The organism is Vibrio sp. A2-1, from assembly GCF_021728355.1.
In the GTDB taxonomy this organism is placed as follows: Bacteria; Pseudomonadota; Gammaproteobacteria; order Enterobacterales; family Vibrionaceae; genus Vibrio; species Vibrio splendidus_K.
In genome coordinates this window covers 156,388-174,900 of record NZ_JAKKCO010000001.1, presented here as the reverse complement: position 1 = coordinate 174,900, position 18,513 = coordinate 156,388, and the positions used below count along the sequence as shown (strand labels likewise).

Here is an 18,513-nt window from a genome sequence, read left to right as displayed (position 1 = left end):
AGAGTATTGGCGACTTTTATTCGTTATTACTTTCAATAAATTACGTATTAGAACTGATAATTCAGATCCAAAGTGTAAGAACGTCCCGGTGCTGGATAACGACCAACTGGGCTAGTATCAATACCGCGGAAGTAATAGTCCTCATCAAACAGGTTGTTCACCGCAAAGTTCATGCGCAGCTTACTGTTTTCATCTTTGTACAAATCCGAACCTAGGTTGAAGTTCCAGACCATGTAGGCAGGCACTTTACCTGTCGCGCCCGTTGCATCTTCGGCACTTGTATTCGCATTGTCAGAATAAGATTCGCTAAAGTAGTAACCAGATAAAGTCGTATCTACCTTGCTAAACGCGTAAGTCGCATCCCAGCTAAATTGATGTTTAGACGTATAAGGAAGTTGATTACCTTTGTTTGCGCCCTCTTCCTCGATCGTTGCATCTAAGTAGTTATAGCCAGCGCCCAAACTCAACGCTTGCATCGCTTGAGGCACGTAACGACCTGAAAGTTCAACACCTTGGTGAAGTGTTTTGCCAATGTTGTGAAAAGTTTGAGTTGCACTTTGCCATTGCAGCTGATCTTCAAAATCGATTCGGTAAAGCGCCACATTGAAGCTGGTTGAATCTTGGTTATAACGTGCACCTAACTCGTAGTTCCATGCGAGCTCACTGCCCTCTTTACCATTAACCTTAATGTTAGATATCTGTGGTGCACGTAAAGATTTCTGTGCATTAGTGTATCCAACCCATTGTTCAGTCAGATGGTATGCCACAGTCAAGCCCGGCAACCACTCAGTCACCTTATTGTTTCTATTCTTTCCTTGGCCTAAATCACTATATGCCATATCTATTGATTCATAGCGAATACCCGGCGTCACTTTCAGTACATCATTAAACAAGCCAATTTCATTGCTGATATAGCCTGCGAAAGCGTCGGTATCCAAATGCCAATCGCGCGGCGTTGTTGTTACTCCAGTAGAAATTGATGTTTGAGTGAGCTTGTAATCGATATCTTCGTTGACGTAGCGTGCCCCAACAATCACGTTTTGGGTCACAGTATTACCGTCAAAATACATCGCGATTTTAGGCTCAACGCCATAAACGGAAAACTCACGTGGTGAAGTGCGAATATCGGTTGATGGTAATGCCGGATCGGCCCAGTGACCGCCCGCACTATTAAAGCCCCATTGGAAGAAACGCTCAGAACGGTGGCCAAATGTCAGTATTTCTAGCTCTGCACTATCGGCAATGTTCAAATCATGTAAATACTTTAGGCTCCAACGCGTCGATTTACCTTGGTATTCATCATATGGTCGCTTCGATTGAGTACGATCGTTCTTGTAATCTTCTGGCGATAAAGCACCCGGCATCTGCGTGTCTGCATCATAACGCTGAACGAAAGCTTGTAACTCTTGAGTATCACTCAGTAACCATTGCAACTTCGCTTGGAAGTTTTTGACATCGGTGTCGGAGTGTTCACGGAAGCTTTCACCTTTTAAGAAGTTCCCCTCAACTTGAAGTGCTAGCGTATCGGTTAACCAACCGCCCGTGCGCAGGTAAAAATCATTAAGTGGCGTATCGCCACCCTCGAATACAGTAAAGCGATTACTGATTTCCGTTTGCCACTTATGTGGGATCGGCTTGGTCACCAAGTTGATCACACCACCGACGTTGTTTGGCCCGTACTGCACCGCAGCGCCGCCACGTACGATATCAATTCGGTCAAGCATCGACAGAGTCGCAGGGAAAATAGATTGTCCGGTATGACCATAAGGCGCAAGAGTCAGTGGCACACCGTCCATTAGAAATTGAGCATGACCACTGCGGCTGGCTTTCAAGCCACGCACCGAGATGTTAGGCAATACACCCGTACCCGTTTCGTCTTGAACCTTAATGCCCGGTACACTTTGGAAGGCCGAATCAATCGAAAGTGCGCCAGTCTTTTTAATTTGTTCGTTAGTTAGAACGGTACGCGCTCCCGGATACTCTTTCACATCCTCTAGCTCTGAGTTACCGATCAAGCTACCTGTCACGACAACCGTTTCCATAGTCGTTGTTTGAGGATCAGACGCTGCAAATGCGCTCATGGAAGTCACTGAAGCGATGGCCATTGCAAGGGTACTTAGACGCAACTTTTGGTGTGATTGAGTACAGGGTTTACCATCCAAATTCTGGTAAGGCATGAAAATCTCCTAAGTAGGCAGGTTAGGATCAAAGGCCGTGTTTTCGGTTATATCGGCGCTTTGACCCTATGGGCTAAATGGCCTCAAAATAAGACCAACTGTTCACTCATTCGTAGCGAACAAAACAATCGTTTTTAGAGTAGAAAGAGCTCTTAGAAATGAACTCATTCTTAGAACATAATTAGCTTTTAAAACTGATAGCCGTAGCTGAGCATGAATTCGGCTGGCGCTCCGTAACCAATCTGGTTAGTACCAGACGTGCCGTTGGTTGCACCCAGAATGTATTTCTCATTAAGCACGTTGTAAGCGTTCGCTTGAACTTTGTGACGACCCGTGGTGTACGCTGCCATCAAGTCAACCGTGGTGTAGTCACCCAGAGCTACCGCTTCATCATTACCCGCGTAACGGTCACCTACGTATTTCACGCCACCACCTAAACGCCAGTTATCATCTAACTGATAAGTGCTCCAAAGAGAGAACAAATGATCAGACACATCGTTTGGCTTTTTGCCTGTCTCTTTGTTCTCCGCGTCTAAATAGCTGTAGCCCACAGAAATGTCCCATTGCTCTGTAAACTGACCGCGAGCTTCTAGCTCAATACCTTGGTGACGAGCTTCGATCTTGTTAACAACGTCTCCGTCTATATTGGTTTCAGGTTGTTCTTGATCAATTTGGAAGATTGCGGCATTCAGCATCAAGGCGTTATCGAGTAAGTAAGCTTTTGCACCCACTTCTTTTAGATCGGTATGGAAAAATTCAGCCAATTTAGGATTGATATAGATACCCGAGTAAGGCAGTTGCCATGAACGAGCTAAACTCGCATACACTGACATATCATTGTTGAGACGGTAGACCAAACCACCACGGTAGCTCACTTTGTCATCGTCTAGATTCTCATTTGCTGAGCCCGCTTTTTGCTGTTCAAGCTCCATCGAGTCGTAACGCACGTTACCGATCACTGAAAGATCACCAAAGGTGTAAACGTCTTGAATGTAAACACCTGTCGTCGTTGTGGTGTTATCACGGGAAGGTTTAAACCCCGGATCAGGCGTTGGGCCTGCTACAGGGTTATAGATATCTTTCGGAGGTAAGGTTTCATCTCTTGCGAGCATTAGGTCGATATTGATCTGATTATAATCCGCACCGATCATCATTTGGTTCGAATCCGTTTCCCAAACTAGCTCAGATTGAAGAGTCGTCGTGGTACGAGGGTCGTAACCGAGGTTATTTACACTCTGAGATACTCCATTCCCAGTTACCGTCCCTTGGCGTGTACCTTTTTGCTCAAGTTCGATATGGTTGTATGCTGCGCGGTTTGTCCATGCCCATTCGCTATTCAAAAGCCATTCATAATTAACGCCAACACGAATGCTGTCCGACTCTTGATAATCGTTCGTGCCACCGTAAAACGTGCTTTCAGAGACGTCGACAGGCTTACCATTCTTTGATGGAACACCACGATATGGCACCAACTCTTGGTGAGCATATTCGACATCGAGATCAATAATGTGTCCATCAGAAGGCATCACTCGAATTGTTGGCGCAATAAAGAAATCATTAGAGTCGACATGGTCTACATAGGAATCAGACTGTCGACTTTCCACGTTGATACGACCACTGACCTTGTCAGTAAACGCCATCGAACTATCAACTTGACCAACAAACAAATTGTTGCTGCCAACACTGCCATTTACGTTGGTGAAGTTATCACCGTTAGCTCGCTTGGTGACCAAGTTAATGATACCGCCCGCGGAGCCTCGGCCATAAAGTGCGCCCGCAGGGCCTTTTACCACTTCGACACGTTCGACATTCGCTAGGCTTCGGTACGATTGCATAGTCCCGTCATCACGCATACCATCACGGTAGATATCGTTGAGTGCATCAAAACCACGAATCACAAATTGGTCTCGGCTTCCCTCACCCAGGGTATTGTTAACCCCTGCGACACCATCAAGTGCATCCACTAAACGTACCGCGCCACGGTCTTCCATTTCTGTCTTTGTAACAACCGATACCGCTTGTGGCACATCTAACCACTCGACATCCGTTTTGGTTCCTGACTGAGGCATATGCTCTGCATAACCTTCGTATTGATGGCCAATAATTTGCACTGTTTCATCTACAGTGGCTTGTTCTTCCGCCACTGCAGTTGACACACCAGCCACCGCCGCCAAGGCTCCGCCAATTGCCAAAGCAAGAGGGGACAAGGTCAATCTCATGTTCATTTTCTAATTCCGTTTTAGTTTATAAAATAACAATATTGCGAATAAGAACAAATATCATTTATATTTGCAATATATATTTTTTGATCTATATTTGCTTTGCAATATGCAACACTACTAATGACATAAGAATCAATAAAAACAATAAAATAGAAAAATTCTCTTTCTTTTAACCCCGAAAGAGAGCACTTGAAAGCGAGTTGTGAGCAGGCGACAACAACGTTTTAAAATTAGGAAAGCCCCATGAAATCTACGATTATTATCGTAAGTCACGTCGTGAATGATGCAGTCACTCACGGCTTCGTACCTACCGCAAAGGCGATGGGTCTTCACGTCGTTTTGATCACAGATCACAAGCTCAATCACCTGAAATTGAGCAGTGATGATGAACGCTTTAATCCCGATGAAATTTTAGAATGCGATGTCTTCAACCCTCTTGAACTCATCGAAATCATCACCGAGAAAAATCTAGCACCTCATGCTGTTTTCAGTAATAGCGACCACCTACAAACTTCCACTGCAATCTGTGCACAATTCTTTGGTTTACCCGCTAAAGTTTGGAACGTGACGATTAAGGCGAAAAACAAATACTTAACTCGTCAGGTTCTCAACGAAAAATCGTTACCTAATACTCGAAGTGTTTTGTTAAGTCGAGAGAGCGCTCCTGTATTCGATTTCGATTTTCCTGTCGTTGCGAAGCCCAAGGAAGGCGTGGCTAGTTTAGACGTGCAGCGCTGCGATTCTGCGGCTGAGCTGGATAACTATTGCGATACGTTTTGGCAAAGGCACCCTACTACTCCCATCTTGGTTGAGGCGTTTTTGCAAGGCCCATTGATTACTGTCGAAACCATTGGCGACGGGGATCATTTGGTCGCGCTTGGTGGGTTTGATGTAGAGCTCTCAGCACCACCCTACTTCATCGAAACAGCGGCGAGTTGGAATGGTGTTAACAGCGTTCACTACCGTGATGAATGTATACGTCAGCTTCAAGAATTCGGGGTGGGGTTTGGTGTCTGTCATAGCGAATTCATCATCACAGATTCGGGGCCTGTACTGGTCGAAATCAACTATCGAAGTATTGGTGATGGACGAGAGTTTTTACTTGATAACCTTAGTGGTGGGAATTGGTTCAATACCATCTTAAGCCTTCACTTGGGTCACAAGCTTGATCCTACATTTCGTATTGATGGCAGTGCCCTTGTGCACTATGTAGTGGCCAAACAAAGCGGTTTAATTGAAGGGTCATCAACCTCTTTCATTCACCAAGAGGGCGATATTGTCATTCAGCAGCAAGTGCTTAAAAAAGTTGGTGATACGTTCCAACAAAGCTATTCCAACAAGGATTACTTAGCGAGAATTTCGGTCGTTTCTCCTTCTGGTCGAACACTAGAACCCGCGCTACAACAGGCAATCTCTCGCTTCAATCTAACAGCAACAAGCGAGGTAACAGCATGAATGAAAACGCGTTATACCTCACTCAGCGACTAATCGATACTTGCTTGCGTGAAGATTTGTTTGGATTAGTTTCCCAAAGCCAATTTAAATCTCAGCTACCAAATACACTCAAACTATCTTCTTATCCTCGTAATCAAATTTGGGCTATTTTTGCGGGTTCAGACTTTACACTCTACTTGCCCGTTACTCCCAGCTATTACATGCAGCGTTGGGTATACGGCCAACCAGATGGCTCGAAAGGTGATGGTTGGTTCATCGAGAGAAATGGTGTCGTTGAAACCCAGCAGCACTATCAAGATTGGATCGAATTATTGAAAGCAAGTGCTCACGAAAGCTCGCATTCGTTATTAGATGGTTATTTGCAAGAACTCGAATGCGCAGAAAAACACAAAGGATTGTGTGATAGCGCCTTCAGTCAGCAATCCGAATCACTCATGCAGCCGATTTCTCAACTAGAACGTTGGGAGAAAAAGTTATTACGTGCCGATCAAATCGCATCCTATCTTGACCACCCTTACTACCCGACAGCACGTGCTAAGTTCGGTTTAAGCGATCACGACCTAGAGCAATTCGCGCCAGAATTTGCACAAAACTTTGAACTTCGTTGGCTCGCAATCGAGAAGTCACTCGTTACATTGACCAGTCCACAACCAGAATGTTGGCCAACGATGGAGCAAGTAGGTCTGCCCGCCGATTTTGCTCTTAGCCATGAGCTATTCCCCGCACACCCATTAACACTAAGAAGTCTTGATGGCATTCCTGACGGTGTCATTGAAGCACCGGTTGCGTATCTTGAGGTAACTCCAACCCTGTCAGTGCGCACTGTGGTCGTGAACACAGCACCACAGGTCCATATCAAGGTGCCGCTGATCATGCGATCTTTGGGTACTAAAAACATTCGCCTAATCAAACCATCTACGCTCTATGATGGGCATTGGTTTGAACGTTTGTTGACGCACTTAGAGCAAACAGATCAAGACTTACATGGCACGCTTTTCCATTGTAATGAGAAACATGGCGGCCATGTTGGAGACGATAAAACCTTTGCTTACATTGTGCGTGAATACCCGCCGAATTACTTCCAAGACAAAGCACTGGTGCCTGTGGCTGCGCTTGCCAGTCCAATGCCTGATGAACGTTTGTTCTTGGAACACCTCGCCGAGCAGTATTATCAGCAAGATACGCTGACTTGGTTTAAAGATTACGTTGATCTACTTTGCAAAGTGCACCTTACATTGTGGATTCGTTACGGTATCGCTTTGGAGTCCAACCAACAAAACGCCATCATTGCATTCGATGAGCAAGGTAAGATGACCTTAGCCATGAAAGACAACGATGCAGCGCGTATTTGGCCAGAACGTTTCCAAACCTTTGAACAACAATCGCCTGTAAAATGTGCGCAGCTTTTAGATCAACGTATCACTGTAGATAACGAGCTTGCTCTTGGTCAGATGTTTACCACGATTACTTTGCAGTTAGACATTGCCGCGATTGTCGAAGCAATGGCGACGAAAGGAATCGCCACTTCAGCTTATCTGTATGAAATGGTCGCCAATAGCCTCTCCCAACAACTTAACCAGTTGGATGAACAAGGACACAACACCAAGCTCGCAAACGAGATGTTGTTTGAATCACCTAACCTATACGCTAAGTATCTATTGAGCTCGGGTAGCTTATTGTCTAAAGAGGCGTCTGGCGCAAGCGATATCAATAAGTTCTATGGCTTGTCGGCACCGAACTTTTTATTGCTAACCAGCGAAGAAGCACAACACGCTTACCTTGAAGACATCAAGCAGAGCGTGAGTTAACCCATCATGACCAAACTCATCTATTGCGTGCTTTTAAGCCACTTTATCGCCGCGTTTGCAGCCTTAGGCATGCCGCTGTTTTTACCAATGGTATTGCCAACACTGGATGCAAACATTACTTCGGATTGGGCGGGGGTACTGTTCATTTTGCCGACCTTTTGCACTGCCGTTGCGGCGCGATTTTGGGGGCAGTTTGCTGATAAATATGGCAGACGTCGCTCTCTATTACGTGCTCAACTCGGGCTTGCAGCAGGCTTCGCGCTGTGTGGCTTAGCCGATAATCTCTCAATGTTTGTGTTTGGTCTTATCGTTCAAGGAACCTTTGGTGGCACCATGGCCGCCTCAAACAGCTACTTATCCAGCCAAATCAAGGATGCAAAATCACTCGGTAAGTCACTCAATAAAACTCAGCTTTCTGCTCGTCTGGCGCTAATTATTGCTCCGATAGGGCTTGGCTGGAGCTTATCAGAAACAAACCCGCTGAACGCGTATCTGTGGCTGTCCGCTTTACCGCTATTCGCGCTATTGATCACCTTAACATTACCCATCGATGACTTAGCGAAATCTAAGGGGATTGTAAAAGATCAGGCGTCGAATAAAGCTCAAAGCAGCCAAACTAATTCGTTAAATACGCTTTATTGGGTGTTTGGCGCGCAGTTCAGCTTTGCTTTCGCCATGGTCGTCACGTTCCCCTATTTCTCGCCTTATGTGCAGCAATATGGCGTGACAAGCCAAGCGTGGATTGGGTTTTTATATGCCCTCCCACATGGTATTTATCTGATCTTTGCAGGAAAAGTTCATCTGTTCTCAGAATGGGTTGATCGCCACCAGCTTGAACGCAATCAAGCGCAGCGTACTTTATGGCTAGGCTTTGGTTTGCTTTCACTCAGTGCAGCAATGCATCTCACTCCTTATCAAGAAGTGTTGATTATTGCTCGTATTGTTTTCGGACTTGGCATGGTTTGCTGTTATCACGGCTTGCATCAAGCGTTAGCAAACCAAATTGATCGACGACAAAGCGGCAAAGTATTTTCGCGCTTTGATGCCATGTCTAAATGGGGTGGCGTTGCGGCTGGATTGAGCGCTTCTTTTATATCAAGCCTGGGCTGGCTTGAGGTTCCTTTCATACTTTCTATGTTGGTCAGTGGCATTGCGGCGATCGCGCTGATCATCCATTCAAAATTTGGACATCAACATGTTACAGACTCAATTATCTCCAAGTGAATATTCCGATGAAGACCAAGTTCTTCAAAATCGTAAAAAAGTACTGCTAAACCGAGAAAAAGCCCAACTCAATACCATCATGGGCGTGGTGAACTGTTACTTACGTGAATACGCGATACCAAAGAAACAGGTTAATTGGTGCTACAGTTCGGCCTCTCTTCCTCAAACTTTGAAAAGAAACTACAACGCTCACCAACGCGTGGCCATTCACCTACCTCACCAAGATCAACCTCAGAAATATGGTCTGATGGTTTTGCCCGTTGAGTACACCAGTAAACTGGGGAAAGTGAAGCTCAGTGATACACCTTGGGCCAAAATGCCTGGTGCAACTTGGTGCAAATTGGACGCAACTCAAACCCTGACGCTTCTACTCAGTTACCTAAAAGAAATGATGACGATTCCATTCAATCACGAGTTGGTCGAGCAAATGGAAAACAGTTTGTTGATTACCGAGCAGTTCCTAAACTCAGACAACTCACCTCAGCATCACAATGCGTTTATCGCATCAGAGCAATCGTTACTTTGGGGACATACTTTTCATCCAACGCCAAAGAGTCGATCAGGTGTCAGTATCGATGATCTGCTCGCGTGTTCCCCTGAGGTTGGCGCTAAAGTTCCTCTCTATTGGTTTAAGGTCGACACCACGTTGCTCGATGTCTTGAGTTCAGATGACCGTACCTCACCAACGACCATGCTTGAACAACTTGCACCTGATGAAAACAATTCAGCAGGTACCATGCTTTACCCTTGCCACCCTTGGGAAAGTTACACACTTTTGCAAAACCCAGTGGTCAAAACGGCCATTGAACAAGGCAGAATCATCCCGCTTGGATTAGGTGGTGAAAAACTCTTACCCACTTCATCCGTGCGCACTCTGTACCACCCAGATATGGATTGGTTTGCTAAGTTCTCTATCAATGTACGTTTAACCAACTGCGTACGTAAAAACGCATGGTATGAGCTCGATAGTGCCGTTCAATTAACCTCGATTCTGCATCCAATCAAAGAAAGCGAACAGTTACGTAATCCAGTATTCAAGGTAATGACTGAACCTTACGCGACCACATTGGATCTAGAGTCGGTTGCCGAGCAGGAACAAACTGAGGTTATTAAAGCTCGCGAGTCGTTTGGTATTTTGTATCGAGAGAATTTCACCTTAAGCGAAACCGATATTTTGCAACCAACGTTAGCGGGAGCCCTCTTTGCTTACGATACAGACGGGAACAGTTGCATCGCCACTCAGCTCAAACAAAAAGCGCAAACAACCCAAAGCCAATATGAAAATGTCGCCACACTGTGGTTTGAGCGTTATCTGCATTGTTTGATTCCGGGCGTCTTTAACTACTACTTCAAACATGGGGTTGCGTTTGAACCGCACTTACAAAATACATTGATTGGATTTGAAAAAGGCATGCCTTGCTGTGTATGGATTCGAGACTTAGAAGGTACCAAGCTACTACAAGAGTTTTGGCCATCAGAAACACTTCAGCAACTTTCAGAACGTGCTCGTCAATCGGTGTACTACAGTCGTGAGCAAGGTTGGAACCGTATTGGCTATTGCACCTTCATAAACAATATCAGTGAGGCCATTTTCTTTATCGCTGAGGGTAATTCGGCACTTGAGAGCTCGTTATGGGGAACTTTAAAAGACGCTATCGTCCGCTGGCAGTCGATCAATGGTCAGCAACCTGAGCTAATGGCATTGCTCAACGATGGTCATTTCCCAAGCAAAAATAACTTCACAACACGTTTGATGCAAAATGCCGATAAAGAGTCAGGGTACACCCAAGTTGCAGCACCGTGGCCAACTTATTCGAAAGGACCTCACCATGCTTAATTCACCTCAACTTCCTGCGAGCATCCACCAAGAAATACAGCAATTGGCCAAGCAACAAACGCAACCATTATGTGCTTATCTTTATGATCTCCACGCGTTGGAGCAGCACATTAAGCAGATGCGCCATGTATTGCCGAAAAACGTCGAACTATTTTATGCCGCGAAAGCAAATCCTTCTGCGCCAATACTGCGCACTTTAGCCCCTTATGTTGATGGTTTTGAAGCGGCATCAGGCGGTGAGCTTACACACCTCCACCAACAACAACTCGACAAACCACTGATCTTTGGTGGCCCGGGGAAAATGCCCAGTGAGCTAGAGCAAGCAATTGAACTCGATGTTGATGCGATTCATGTAGAGAGCCTCACCGAATTACAACGCATTGGTTCTTTAACACAAAAGTTGAATCGACCTGCTTCGATCTTCCTGCGTATGAACATAGACATTGGTGACATCACACTTAGCAAATTAGCCATGGGAGGAAAGCCAACCCCGTTTGGCCTAGATGAGAGTGAGTTAAGTAATGCCTTGATGTACCTACGCGATTTCCCCTTAATAAAGTTGAAAGGCTTTCACTTCCATTTGATGTCACATCAACTCGACGTTGATCGCCACCTCGCCTTGATGCAACGCTATTTCCAAGTGGTCAAAGAGTGGCAAAAAACGTTCTTACTCGATGAGTTGATCATCAACCTCGGTGGTGGCATGGGGATCAATTACCAAAACCCTAAACAACATTTTCCTTGGATGGAGTTTTGCGACAAATTGGAGTTCCTGATTTCCAAGGAACATTTACAAGATTGGAAGCTGCGTTTTGAATGTGGCCGCTACATCTCTGCACCTTGTGGCTATTACGTAATGGAGGTCTTGGATATTAAGCAAAATCTTGGCGAGCATTTTGTGATTGCCCGTGGTGGCACGCATCATTTCCGTACTCCGGCAGCGCAAAGCCATGACCACCCTTTTGTAATCGTGAAAAGTAATCAGCAAACCACTATTTCATATCCGATAAACCATGCCACAGCCACGTTGGTTGGACAGCTTTGTACGCCAAAAGATGTTCTGGCACGAAATCAACATATCGAGCAGGTCGATATCGGTGACTATGTGGTGTTCACTCTAGCAGGCGCTTACGCATGGAATATATCGCATCAAAACTTTTTAATGCATGAACCTCCGGTGTTTCATTACTTCTAAAGCTCTCCAGTGCTCTATGATTTCTAACTTACGGGTTGAGTCAAAACGCCATAGAGCCAGCTAAAGACACTAAATATAAAAGGCACTCAATAAAAAGGCGTTAGTAAACTCAAGCCTACTAACGCCTTTCTTCTGTTTATCGTAGCCCTTTTGCAAAACAGCTGCAGTGATTGAGTAACCGACTCCCCACAGTGATCGTAATGCAGAACCAAACCGTAGTTAATTCAAATACAAGCACTTAGCATTTTTCATCGACTGCGCAGCGGGAGTGGTACATGGACAACAGAATCACCATTTTAGAGTTTCTCAGAGTGTTCGACTGCATTCGCTCCTCGGGCAAGCAATTGGATAGCAAATATCAGTTGGACGAGATGGTAGCGTGGCACGATTACGATGGTTACACCTGTTGGTTGAGCTACCGAGACGTTACGGTAACCCTGATGTTCCACGGCTCATTGAAGATCGAATACGACAAGGCGTCGAACTATGAAGACTTCATCAATCGTTGTTTAACTATGCTTGAAACTGAGCCTTCTTCATAAGTGAACCATCGCTATCGAGTAAACAACGCATAGCCTACGGGGAAAGAGTGGAGAAAAAGATGAACGGAACCCATTGTAAAACGCAGTTACTCCTTAGGTTAACCACACCTTTATTCCTTCTACTCTGCCTACATTCGTTAGGTCTTAAGGCTGAGGCAATAGGAACAATCATGATCGACTTTACACAAGCGAGTGAGCATCAAAACTGGACAGTGACCAACGACGATGTAATGGGCGGCATCTCAACAGGTGAGCTCATTTATGTTGATAATATGAGTCGATTTAGGGGCGAGCTATCGTTAGAAAACAATGGTGGTTTCAGTTCTGTAAAGCGCTCCATTGAATCACCTGCCCATGAAATAGATAGTGCAGAGCTGATATTCGTTGGTGATGGTCGCACCTACCAACTGAGGTTCACCACTTGGAAGGAGGGTAATCGAGTTCAATACAAACACGATTTCGATACCATAAAGGGAGAGCAGCTAAACAAGGTCTTCCACTTCAATGATTTTCAAGCGGTGTTCAGAGGTCGGCTACTGAGCGATGCCCCGGAACTTAAGGCACAAGACATCAAGCAAATTGGCTTTTTGATTGCAGACAAACAGCCCCTGCCCTTCGAGCTAAACCTAATCCAGATTCAATTCAAAGTATCCCAAAAACCTGAGCAAGACTCTAAGTAAACCACAGACGAACAAAAGCCCCTGATATCTTACCGATTCGCGAGTAATATAAGGGGCTTGCTGTTCAAGAGATCATTACTTCAAACCGTCAAAGATCTAAATCATTAACTATTAATATTTAATGGCTGTTTTACCAATCGAAGCGCTGCTTTCAATACGTTGATGCGCATCTTTAATTGTGTCTACACTAAAGCCACCTAGGGTCGTGGTCAGCGTCGATTTAATACGGCCTGCATCAATCAGATTCGCTGCTTGGAATAAGATATCTTGTTGCTTCTGGATATCGTCGGTGTTGAACAGTGAACGTGTAAACATCAATTCCCAAATAAAGCCTGCTGATTTGCCTTGCAGCGCTGATAAGTCAATCCCGCCATCGAACTCTACAATCGAACTGATCAGGCCTTGTGGTGCAATCAGCTCTACCATTGCATCCCAATGACCTTTGGTATCTGCAACATTAAAGATGTAGTCGACATGTTGAATGCCCTGCTCTCGCACAGACTCAACCAAATTACGGTGATTAACCACATGGTCAGCCCCCATGTCTCTTACCCACTGTTCCGTTTCAGGTCTTGAAGCTGTTGCGATAACATTTAAGTTAGTGAGTTGCTTAGCCAGTTGAATAGTGATCGAACCTACACCGCCCGCTCCACCAATGATCAGGATAGACTTTTTCTCTTCAGGACGAACACGCAGACGATCGAACAAAGCTTCCCACGCCGTAAGTGTTGCTAGTGGCATAACTGCTGCAGCTTCATCAGAAAGGCTCTTAGGCGCTTTAGCGGTAATACGGTAGTCCACAGCTTGGTATTCTGCGTTAGCACCCATACGCGTTACATCACCCGCATAGTACACACGGTCGCCAACCTCAAAACCTTCAACGTCTAGGCCTTTTGCAACCACTTCCCCTACTGCGTCATAGCCAAGCACTTTAGGTTGTTCGAGTGTTTTATCCTTGGCATTGCGAATACGAATTTTTGCGTCTGCAGGGTTGATAGAAGTCGCGCTCACTTTTACCAACAAGTCATTATTTTTTAGTTCTGGCAGACTCGTTTCAAACTCAAATAAACTGTCTTGCTCTGTAATCGCAAGTGATTGAGTAAATCCGATAGCTTTCATTTTTGATGGTACTGACATTGTGCTTTCTCCTTGAATTAGACGAGTTAATCTTAGTCAATTCTCACTCTAGATAAACCGCCTAATATTTGAATAATTCTCAAATAATTTTTGATAATGGTGTTACCGCTATCTGGGTAATGCAGACATCTAACTGCATTGCCAAAGACTGAGAGGTTAAATCAGGCCTTTCTCAATCAACCAATCATGTGTGACTTGATCTTGTGGTTTACCTTCACGGCAAACTTTGTAATCCAGCTCTGCGATAATGTCATTCGAGAAGCGTAGGGAATCCAACTTCTGAATCTGCTCTTCGTTAAACAAGTGCTTCTTGTCATCTCTTAAAAGCAGTACCGCTCTGTCAACGATTCCGAGTAAGCCTTTAGGCTCTTTAAGTTCTCGAATATCGTAACGATGGTGCAAAAACTGAGGTTTCCACAGTGGCACTACCACCCACTCTTTGTTTGCCACTGCACTTTCAAAGGCAGTGAAACAATCGTCTTCACTGCCAGGCAAGAACTGGTAACCAGCATCGCTCAGGCCATAGTCTTTCATCATCTGGATAGAGAAGCGTGTGATACCAGCACCGGGGTTGATACCCTGGATGGTCGAGTTCATTTTCTCGATCACTTCGGCTTTTAATAAATCAGATACTTCAGAAACCGCTTCTTCAGGGACATAATCAGGCACACCCCATAACGCGTAAGGTTCATAATGAAGCCCAAGCTCGATAAGCGGCTCAACTTCTTCAACGCCCGCTTTGTAGATGCCGTGACTTGATGGCAGCCACGCAGAAGAAAGCATATCCACTTGGCCTGTTTTCAGCTTTTCAAAGTTCTCCTGATGTGGAGAGAAAATGCGCTCTACCTCAAAACCCATGGTTTTCAATACATTGGCAACCAATGAAGCGGTCGTACGGTGGAACGACAAATCCGTTACACCCATTGTGATTTTCTTAGTCATCTTGTCCCCCTAGATCGTAGGCTTCGTCCATACGGTGTGTACTGCGCTACGTTGTCGATAGGGGAAATGATAGTGAGAAAATTACTAATGAAAAACAGCTTCACATTTGAATTATTATCAAATTAATTTTGACAATAAAGTGTTTGAAGCTAACTTAGAAGCGACAAGTAGAGATAATCCATTTGCAGATTGTGATCGAGAAATATCCCAACCCCATGTTTAGAACATAATTCAATACAGGTAGATAATATGCTTCTTGAAGACTTACAGGTCATCTTAAAAGTGGCGGAGTTTCGCAGTATTACCGCAGCCGCGACGAACCTTGATATGCGTACTGCTACCGCAAGTGCTGCCGTGAAACGTGTTGAAGCCGCGTTAGGCGCTGAACTATTTGTAAGAACCACTCGCCACTTAAGGCTCTCTTCAGCAGGCGAACGCTATTTACCTGAATGCGAACAAGCCTTAAAAATATTAGAACAAGCGAAGCTCAACATGCGAGAAGAGTTGGGCATCGTTGATGGTGAGATCCGTATTGCGCTTTCATCGGATCTAGGGCGAAACTTAATCACACCTTGGCTTGATGAATTTTTACTGGAATACCCTAACGCCGCACTACGTACTAGCATCAGCGATAGCAATATCGATTTTTACCGTGATTCTGTTGATATGGCACTGCGCTATGGTTCGCCAAATGACGCCAACATGTACGGTTTTAAGATATGCGATGTTCCTAGAGTATTGTGTGCGACTCCTGAATACTTGGCAGACAGGGGCACACCCAATGAGCCTAGTGACTTAACTCAGCACAATGGTTTGCTCTACCAACTTCATGACATATTGCAAGACGAGTGGATATTTAACGATGGTACTCAAGATCATAAAGTGAAACTAAAGGGCAATCGCGCATCTAACGACGCCGATTTGGTGAGACGTTGGTGTATTGCAGGGAAAGGAGTCGCGATAAAATCTTGTCTAGACATGTCCCCTCATCTGCTTTCAGGCGAAGTAGTTAAAGTCATGCCTGAATTTAAACCAACATCTACAGAGTTGTGGTTAGTGTGTCCAAGTCGTCAATCCATCACCCCTACTGTGCGTCTACTGAGAGATTTGTTCAGAGAGAAGACCGCGGAGATCCTTTCGCAACTTAGTGAGCAAGGCATTATAGAAAGCAAAATATCATAGGATCTAATACAGCTTAGAGATAAAAAGTAGAGATACAAAAAAGGCGTTAGCGAACTTCAATTCGCTAACGCCTTTAATCATTTGAACATCATATGGGTATGATGAACATACTGACTTTATTACAAGTACTTGGTTTAATAACCTTAATACAAGAGTTTAGTTTGACTCGTCTTCAACAACGTCACAACCTGCACAGCACTGAAGAGCAATTTCATGTTCGAAGGTGATGGTGTCTTCGCCTTCTTCCAGTAGCTCAGCTATTTCATCCGCGACTTCTTTCTCATCATCCGCTTCGATGTCGCTTGCTAGCTCTTCTTCTGAATAACCGAAGAAGTTTAGTAGTAGGTACTCACGAGCTTCCTCTTTAGTACAGACCACGTTTGCTGAAAGATCAGGTGTAACCTCACCTTGCGCAAGCGTCGCTGTCAGTTGAGCGAGAGCATCCTCTTTCATCGCAGGCGTTAACCAACCAAGATCAGTACTTACTGTTGTTTTTTTACAGTCGAAGCAAGGCAGTTGGTGGAAGTAGTATTGAAAGGTAGTCATAGGTAATTTCTTCGTTAAGTGTTGTATAGCAAGATTATGCGCGTTTTGTAGCAAAATACTATCTCAATCAACAACGAAGACGGATTGGTCGTTGATAATTTATACTAAACACATAACAAGGTAATGAGTGAAGTAACTCAGTTGTTTTTTAGACGACCAATACATTTCGTAAACTTACTGTAAGACGATAAACGAAGCCTCGTAACTGCCACGATATAATGTGTCATATGTAGATGCTCTAGCGATAAAGAAAACTAGAGCAATTTGTTTATGGTCTTGAAATTCAGTGAGGAAAACAGAACAACAAGAATGAAGTCTTGCGATCTCACATTATTTAAATAAACCTAGAAACAGCACTAGATGAAGTAAATAGCTCACTAAGACTTACCTTATACCCAGTTAAAAGTAATAGCTGTAGGTAAACTTTAATTCTGTTCCCTGTCTATTGTGACCAAAGCTTTGCTCCGTATCATCGAAGAATTCCGTATACGTCACTTTACCCCAGTGCTTGCGGTTGTCCGATAGTGGGCCTTGAAATGCGAGGTCAAGTTGCAACTGATTTATAGTCCCGACACTGCCACCAAAATCAAGCAAGCTAAATTGAGGGTTTATTTGTACATGAGTGCCGTTTTCATGCAAATAAATCGAGTTCAAGAAATTAAATTGAACGCCATAAGTATAGTCATCGGTAAGGCCTAAGCGACTAAAATCGCTGTTGTTTTGCCCTACTGCACCGGCCAAAATTGGGAAAGATAACCAGTTATCAAACGGAGTATTTACACGAATCAGACCACCGACTGCGAACAAACGATCTGAAATAGCATCGGTGAAACTGGTTTCTATATAATCAAGCGATACACCAACCATTGGCGCATGCTGCCAATCAGTTCGACTTACTTCGAAATAACGAGCGCGAACTTGAGATAGGTTAAAGTCTTCACTCCCCACTTTTCCGTTATCTTGACCTTGTATTGTTAACTGCCCAAGAAACAAGTTCTCATTGCTCTTTTGTCCGGAAATCTGAGCCTGGATTTGCGCGAGGTCGTTATCTTCTTCTCTGAAACTTTGCTTCCCGTAAGTCACGTTGATAACAGATGAAACTTTGGTGTGGTCGCCGGGGTCTGGGGCATCATCTGGTGTGATGTGGTCATCTGACAATGCATGAGATGAGAAAAGAATAAGGGCACTACTGAGTGTTATTTTTTTATAATTAGTCATGATCAAAAACCTATTATACGTTATTGGGTTCTTAGCCTAGTTAAGCCAAGTTCCAAAACACTTTAGAGAAATTCGATCCCGCTAGATAACAAAATAAAGAGACAAAAAATAAAAAAAAGTAGGGCTAAAAGTATCAAATGACAAAACCTTAAATAACGTTAACTTTGTCACTCTTTCCCATACATGAAACTCGTCCTCCTCTAATTTAATATTCAATAAATTTATATTTAGGCAAAACACATTCACTAGATATAGTTTCATTAATATTTAAATACACATGGTTATTTTTATTTCTGCTTAAATTCTCATTTTTTAATATTCGCATTTCGATGTGAAACATTTATTGCT

Annotated in this window: 14 protein-coding genes; 8 read left to right on the top strand and 6 right to left on the bottom strand. The window is 44.3% G+C overall.

The window, feature by feature from the left end:
* Nucleotides 1–47: 47 nt before the first annotated feature.
* Complete coding sequence (locus tag L3V33_RS00780; protein WP_237288730.1) at nt 48–2,177, bottom strand: TonB-dependent siderophore receptor; 2,130 nt, start codon at nt 2,175–2,177, stop codon at nt 48–50.
* 188 nt (nt 2,178–2,365) lie between these two features.
* On the bottom strand, nt 2,366–4,402 hold the full coding sequence (locus tag L3V33_RS00775) for a TonB-dependent siderophore receptor (protein WP_237288729.1): 2,037 nt from the start codon (nt 4,400–4,402) through the stop codon (nt 2,366–2,368).
* Nucleotides 4,403–4,642: 240 nt separating this feature from the next.
* Here L3V33_RS00775 and L3V33_RS00770 point away from each other — a divergent pair, with 240 nt between their 5' ends.
* From L3V33_RS00770 to L3V33_RS00740, 7 genes are all read left to right on the top strand, one after another.
* A complete protein-coding gene (locus L3V33_RS00770; RefSeq protein WP_237288728.1) occupies nt 4,643–5,854 on the top strand; it encodes a hypothetical protein in 1,212 nt (403 codons plus the stop codon).
* Nucleotides 5,851–7,662: an IucA/IucC family protein gene (locus L3V33_RS00765; RefSeq protein WP_237288727.1), complete on the top strand. Its 1,812-nt coding sequence runs from the start codon at nt 5,851–5,853 to the stop codon at nt 7,660–7,662. Before L3V33_RS00770 ends, L3V33_RS00765 begins: the two co-directional genes overlap by 4 nt.
* A 6-nt stretch (nt 7,663–7,668) precedes the next feature.
* Nucleotides 7,669–8,886, top strand: coding sequence for an MFS transporter (locus L3V33_RS00760; RefSeq protein ID WP_237288726.1), 1,218 nt, complete (start codon nt 7,669–7,671; stop codon nt 8,884–8,886).
* Nucleotides 8,858–10,723, top strand: coding sequence for an IucA/IucC family protein (locus tag L3V33_RS00755; RefSeq protein ID WP_237288725.1), 1,866 nt, complete (start codon nt 8,858–8,860; stop codon nt 10,721–10,723). Before L3V33_RS00760 ends, L3V33_RS00755 begins: the two co-directional genes overlap by 29 nt.
* Nucleotides 10,716–11,918, top strand: a complete 1,203-nt coding sequence (locus L3V33_RS00750) for a type III PLP-dependent enzyme (protein ID WP_237288724.1) — start codon at nt 10,716–10,718, stop codon at nt 11,916–11,918. The genes L3V33_RS00755 and L3V33_RS00750 overlap by 8 nt, the downstream gene beginning before the upstream one ends.
* 275 nt (nt 11,919–12,193) lie before the next feature.
* Complete coding sequence (locus tag L3V33_RS00745; protein ID WP_171308387.1) at nt 12,194–12,460, top strand: DUF3081 domain-containing protein; 267 nt, start codon at nt 12,194–12,196, stop codon at nt 12,458–12,460.
* Between the two features lie 47 nt (nt 12,461–12,507).
* Nucleotides 12,508–13,140: a CIA30 family protein gene (locus L3V33_RS00740; RefSeq protein ID WP_237288723.1), complete on the top strand. Its 633-nt coding sequence runs from the start codon at nt 12,508–12,510 to the stop codon at nt 13,138–13,140.
* 111 nt (nt 13,141–13,251) lie between these two features.
* Here the strand turns inward: L3V33_RS00740 and L3V33_RS00735 are convergent, their stop codons facing one another.
* Together L3V33_RS00735 and L3V33_RS00730 are read right to left on the bottom strand one after the other, a co-directional pair.
* Nucleotides 13,252–14,277, bottom strand: a complete 1,026-nt coding sequence (locus tag L3V33_RS00735) for a zinc-binding alcohol dehydrogenase family protein (protein ID WP_237288722.1) — start codon at nt 14,275–14,277, stop codon at nt 13,252–13,254.
* Between the two features lie 156 nt (nt 14,278–14,433).
* Nucleotides 14,434–15,201 carry a glycine betaine ABC transporter substrate-binding protein gene (locus L3V33_RS00730; protein WP_237290150.1) on the bottom strand — a complete coding sequence of 256 codons (768 nt, stop codon included), beginning with the start codon at nt 15,199–15,201 and terminating at the stop codon, nt 14,434–14,436.
* A gap of 267 nt (nt 15,202–15,468) precedes the next feature.
* Here L3V33_RS00730 and L3V33_RS00725 point away from each other — a divergent pair, with 267 nt between their 5' ends.
* A complete protein-coding gene (locus tag L3V33_RS00725) occupies nt 15,469–16,401 on the top strand; it encodes a LysR family transcriptional regulator (protein WP_237288721.1) in 933 nt (310 codons plus the stop codon).
* A gap of 156 nt (nt 16,402–16,557) precedes the next feature.
* Here the strand turns inward: L3V33_RS00725 and L3V33_RS00720 are convergent, their stop codons facing one another.
* Together L3V33_RS00720 and L3V33_RS00715 are read right to left on the bottom strand one after the other, a co-directional pair.
* Nucleotides 16,558–16,947 carry a hypothetical protein gene (locus L3V33_RS00720; protein ID WP_237288720.1) on the bottom strand — a complete coding sequence of 130 codons (390 nt, stop codon included), beginning with the start codon at nt 16,945–16,947 and terminating at the stop codon, nt 16,558–16,560.
* A 399-nt stretch (nt 16,948–17,346) separates the two neighbouring features.
* Entirely contained in the window at nt 17,347–18,165 is an 819-nt protein-coding gene (locus L3V33_RS00715; RefSeq protein ID WP_054545709.1) for a hypothetical protein, read from the bottom strand.
* Nucleotides 18,166–18,513 lie beyond the last annotated feature (348 nt).

Excerpts from the sequence above, each read along its gene's own strand:
- L3V33_RS00780 (WP_237288730.1), bottom strand. The coding sequence starts at position 2,177 with ATGCCTTACCAGAATTTGGATGGTAAACCCTGTACTCAATCACACCAA.
- L3V33_RS00775 (WP_237288729.1), bottom strand. The coding sequence starts at position 4,402 with ATGAACATGAGATTGACCTTGTCCCCTCTTGCTTTGGCAATTGGCGGA.
- L3V33_RS00770 (WP_237288728.1), top strand. The coding sequence starts at position 4,643 with ATGAAATCTACGATTATTATCGTAAGTCACGTCGTGAATGATGCAGTC.
- L3V33_RS00765 (WP_237288727.1), top strand. The coding sequence starts at position 5,851 with ATGAATGAAAACGCGTTATACCTCACTCAGCGACTAATCGATACTTGC.
- L3V33_RS00760 (WP_237288726.1), top strand. The coding sequence starts at position 7,669 with ATGACCAAACTCATCTATTGCGTGCTTTTAAGCCACTTTATCGCCGCG.
- L3V33_RS00755 (WP_237288725.1), top strand. The coding sequence starts at position 8,858 with ATGTTACAGACTCAATTATCTCCAAGTGAATATTCCGATGAAGACCAA.
- L3V33_RS00750 (WP_237288724.1), top strand. The coding sequence starts at position 10,716 with ATGCTTAATTCACCTCAACTTCCTGCGAGCATCCACCAAGAAATACAG.
- L3V33_RS00745 (WP_171308387.1), top strand. The coding sequence starts at position 12,194 with ATGGACAACAGAATCACCATTTTAGAGTTTCTCAGAGTGTTCGACTGC.
- L3V33_RS00735 (WP_237288722.1), bottom strand. The coding sequence starts at position 14,277 with ATGTCAGTACCATCAAAAATGAAAGCTATCGGATTTACTCAATCACTT.
- L3V33_RS00730 (WP_237290150.1), bottom strand. The coding sequence starts at position 15,201 with ATGGGTGTAACGGATTTGTCGTTCCACCGTACGACCGCTTCATTGGTT.
- L3V33_RS00725 (WP_237288721.1), top strand. The coding sequence starts at position 15,469 with ATGCTTCTTGAAGACTTACAGGTCATCTTAAAAGTGGCGGAGTTTCGC.
- L3V33_RS00720 (WP_237288720.1), bottom strand. The coding sequence starts at position 16,947 with ATGACTACCTTTCAATACTACTTCCACCAACTGCCTTGCTTCGACTGT.
- L3V33_RS00715 (WP_054545709.1), bottom strand. The coding sequence starts at position 18,165 with ATGACTAATTATAAAAAAATAACACTCAGTAGTGCCCTTATTCTTTTC.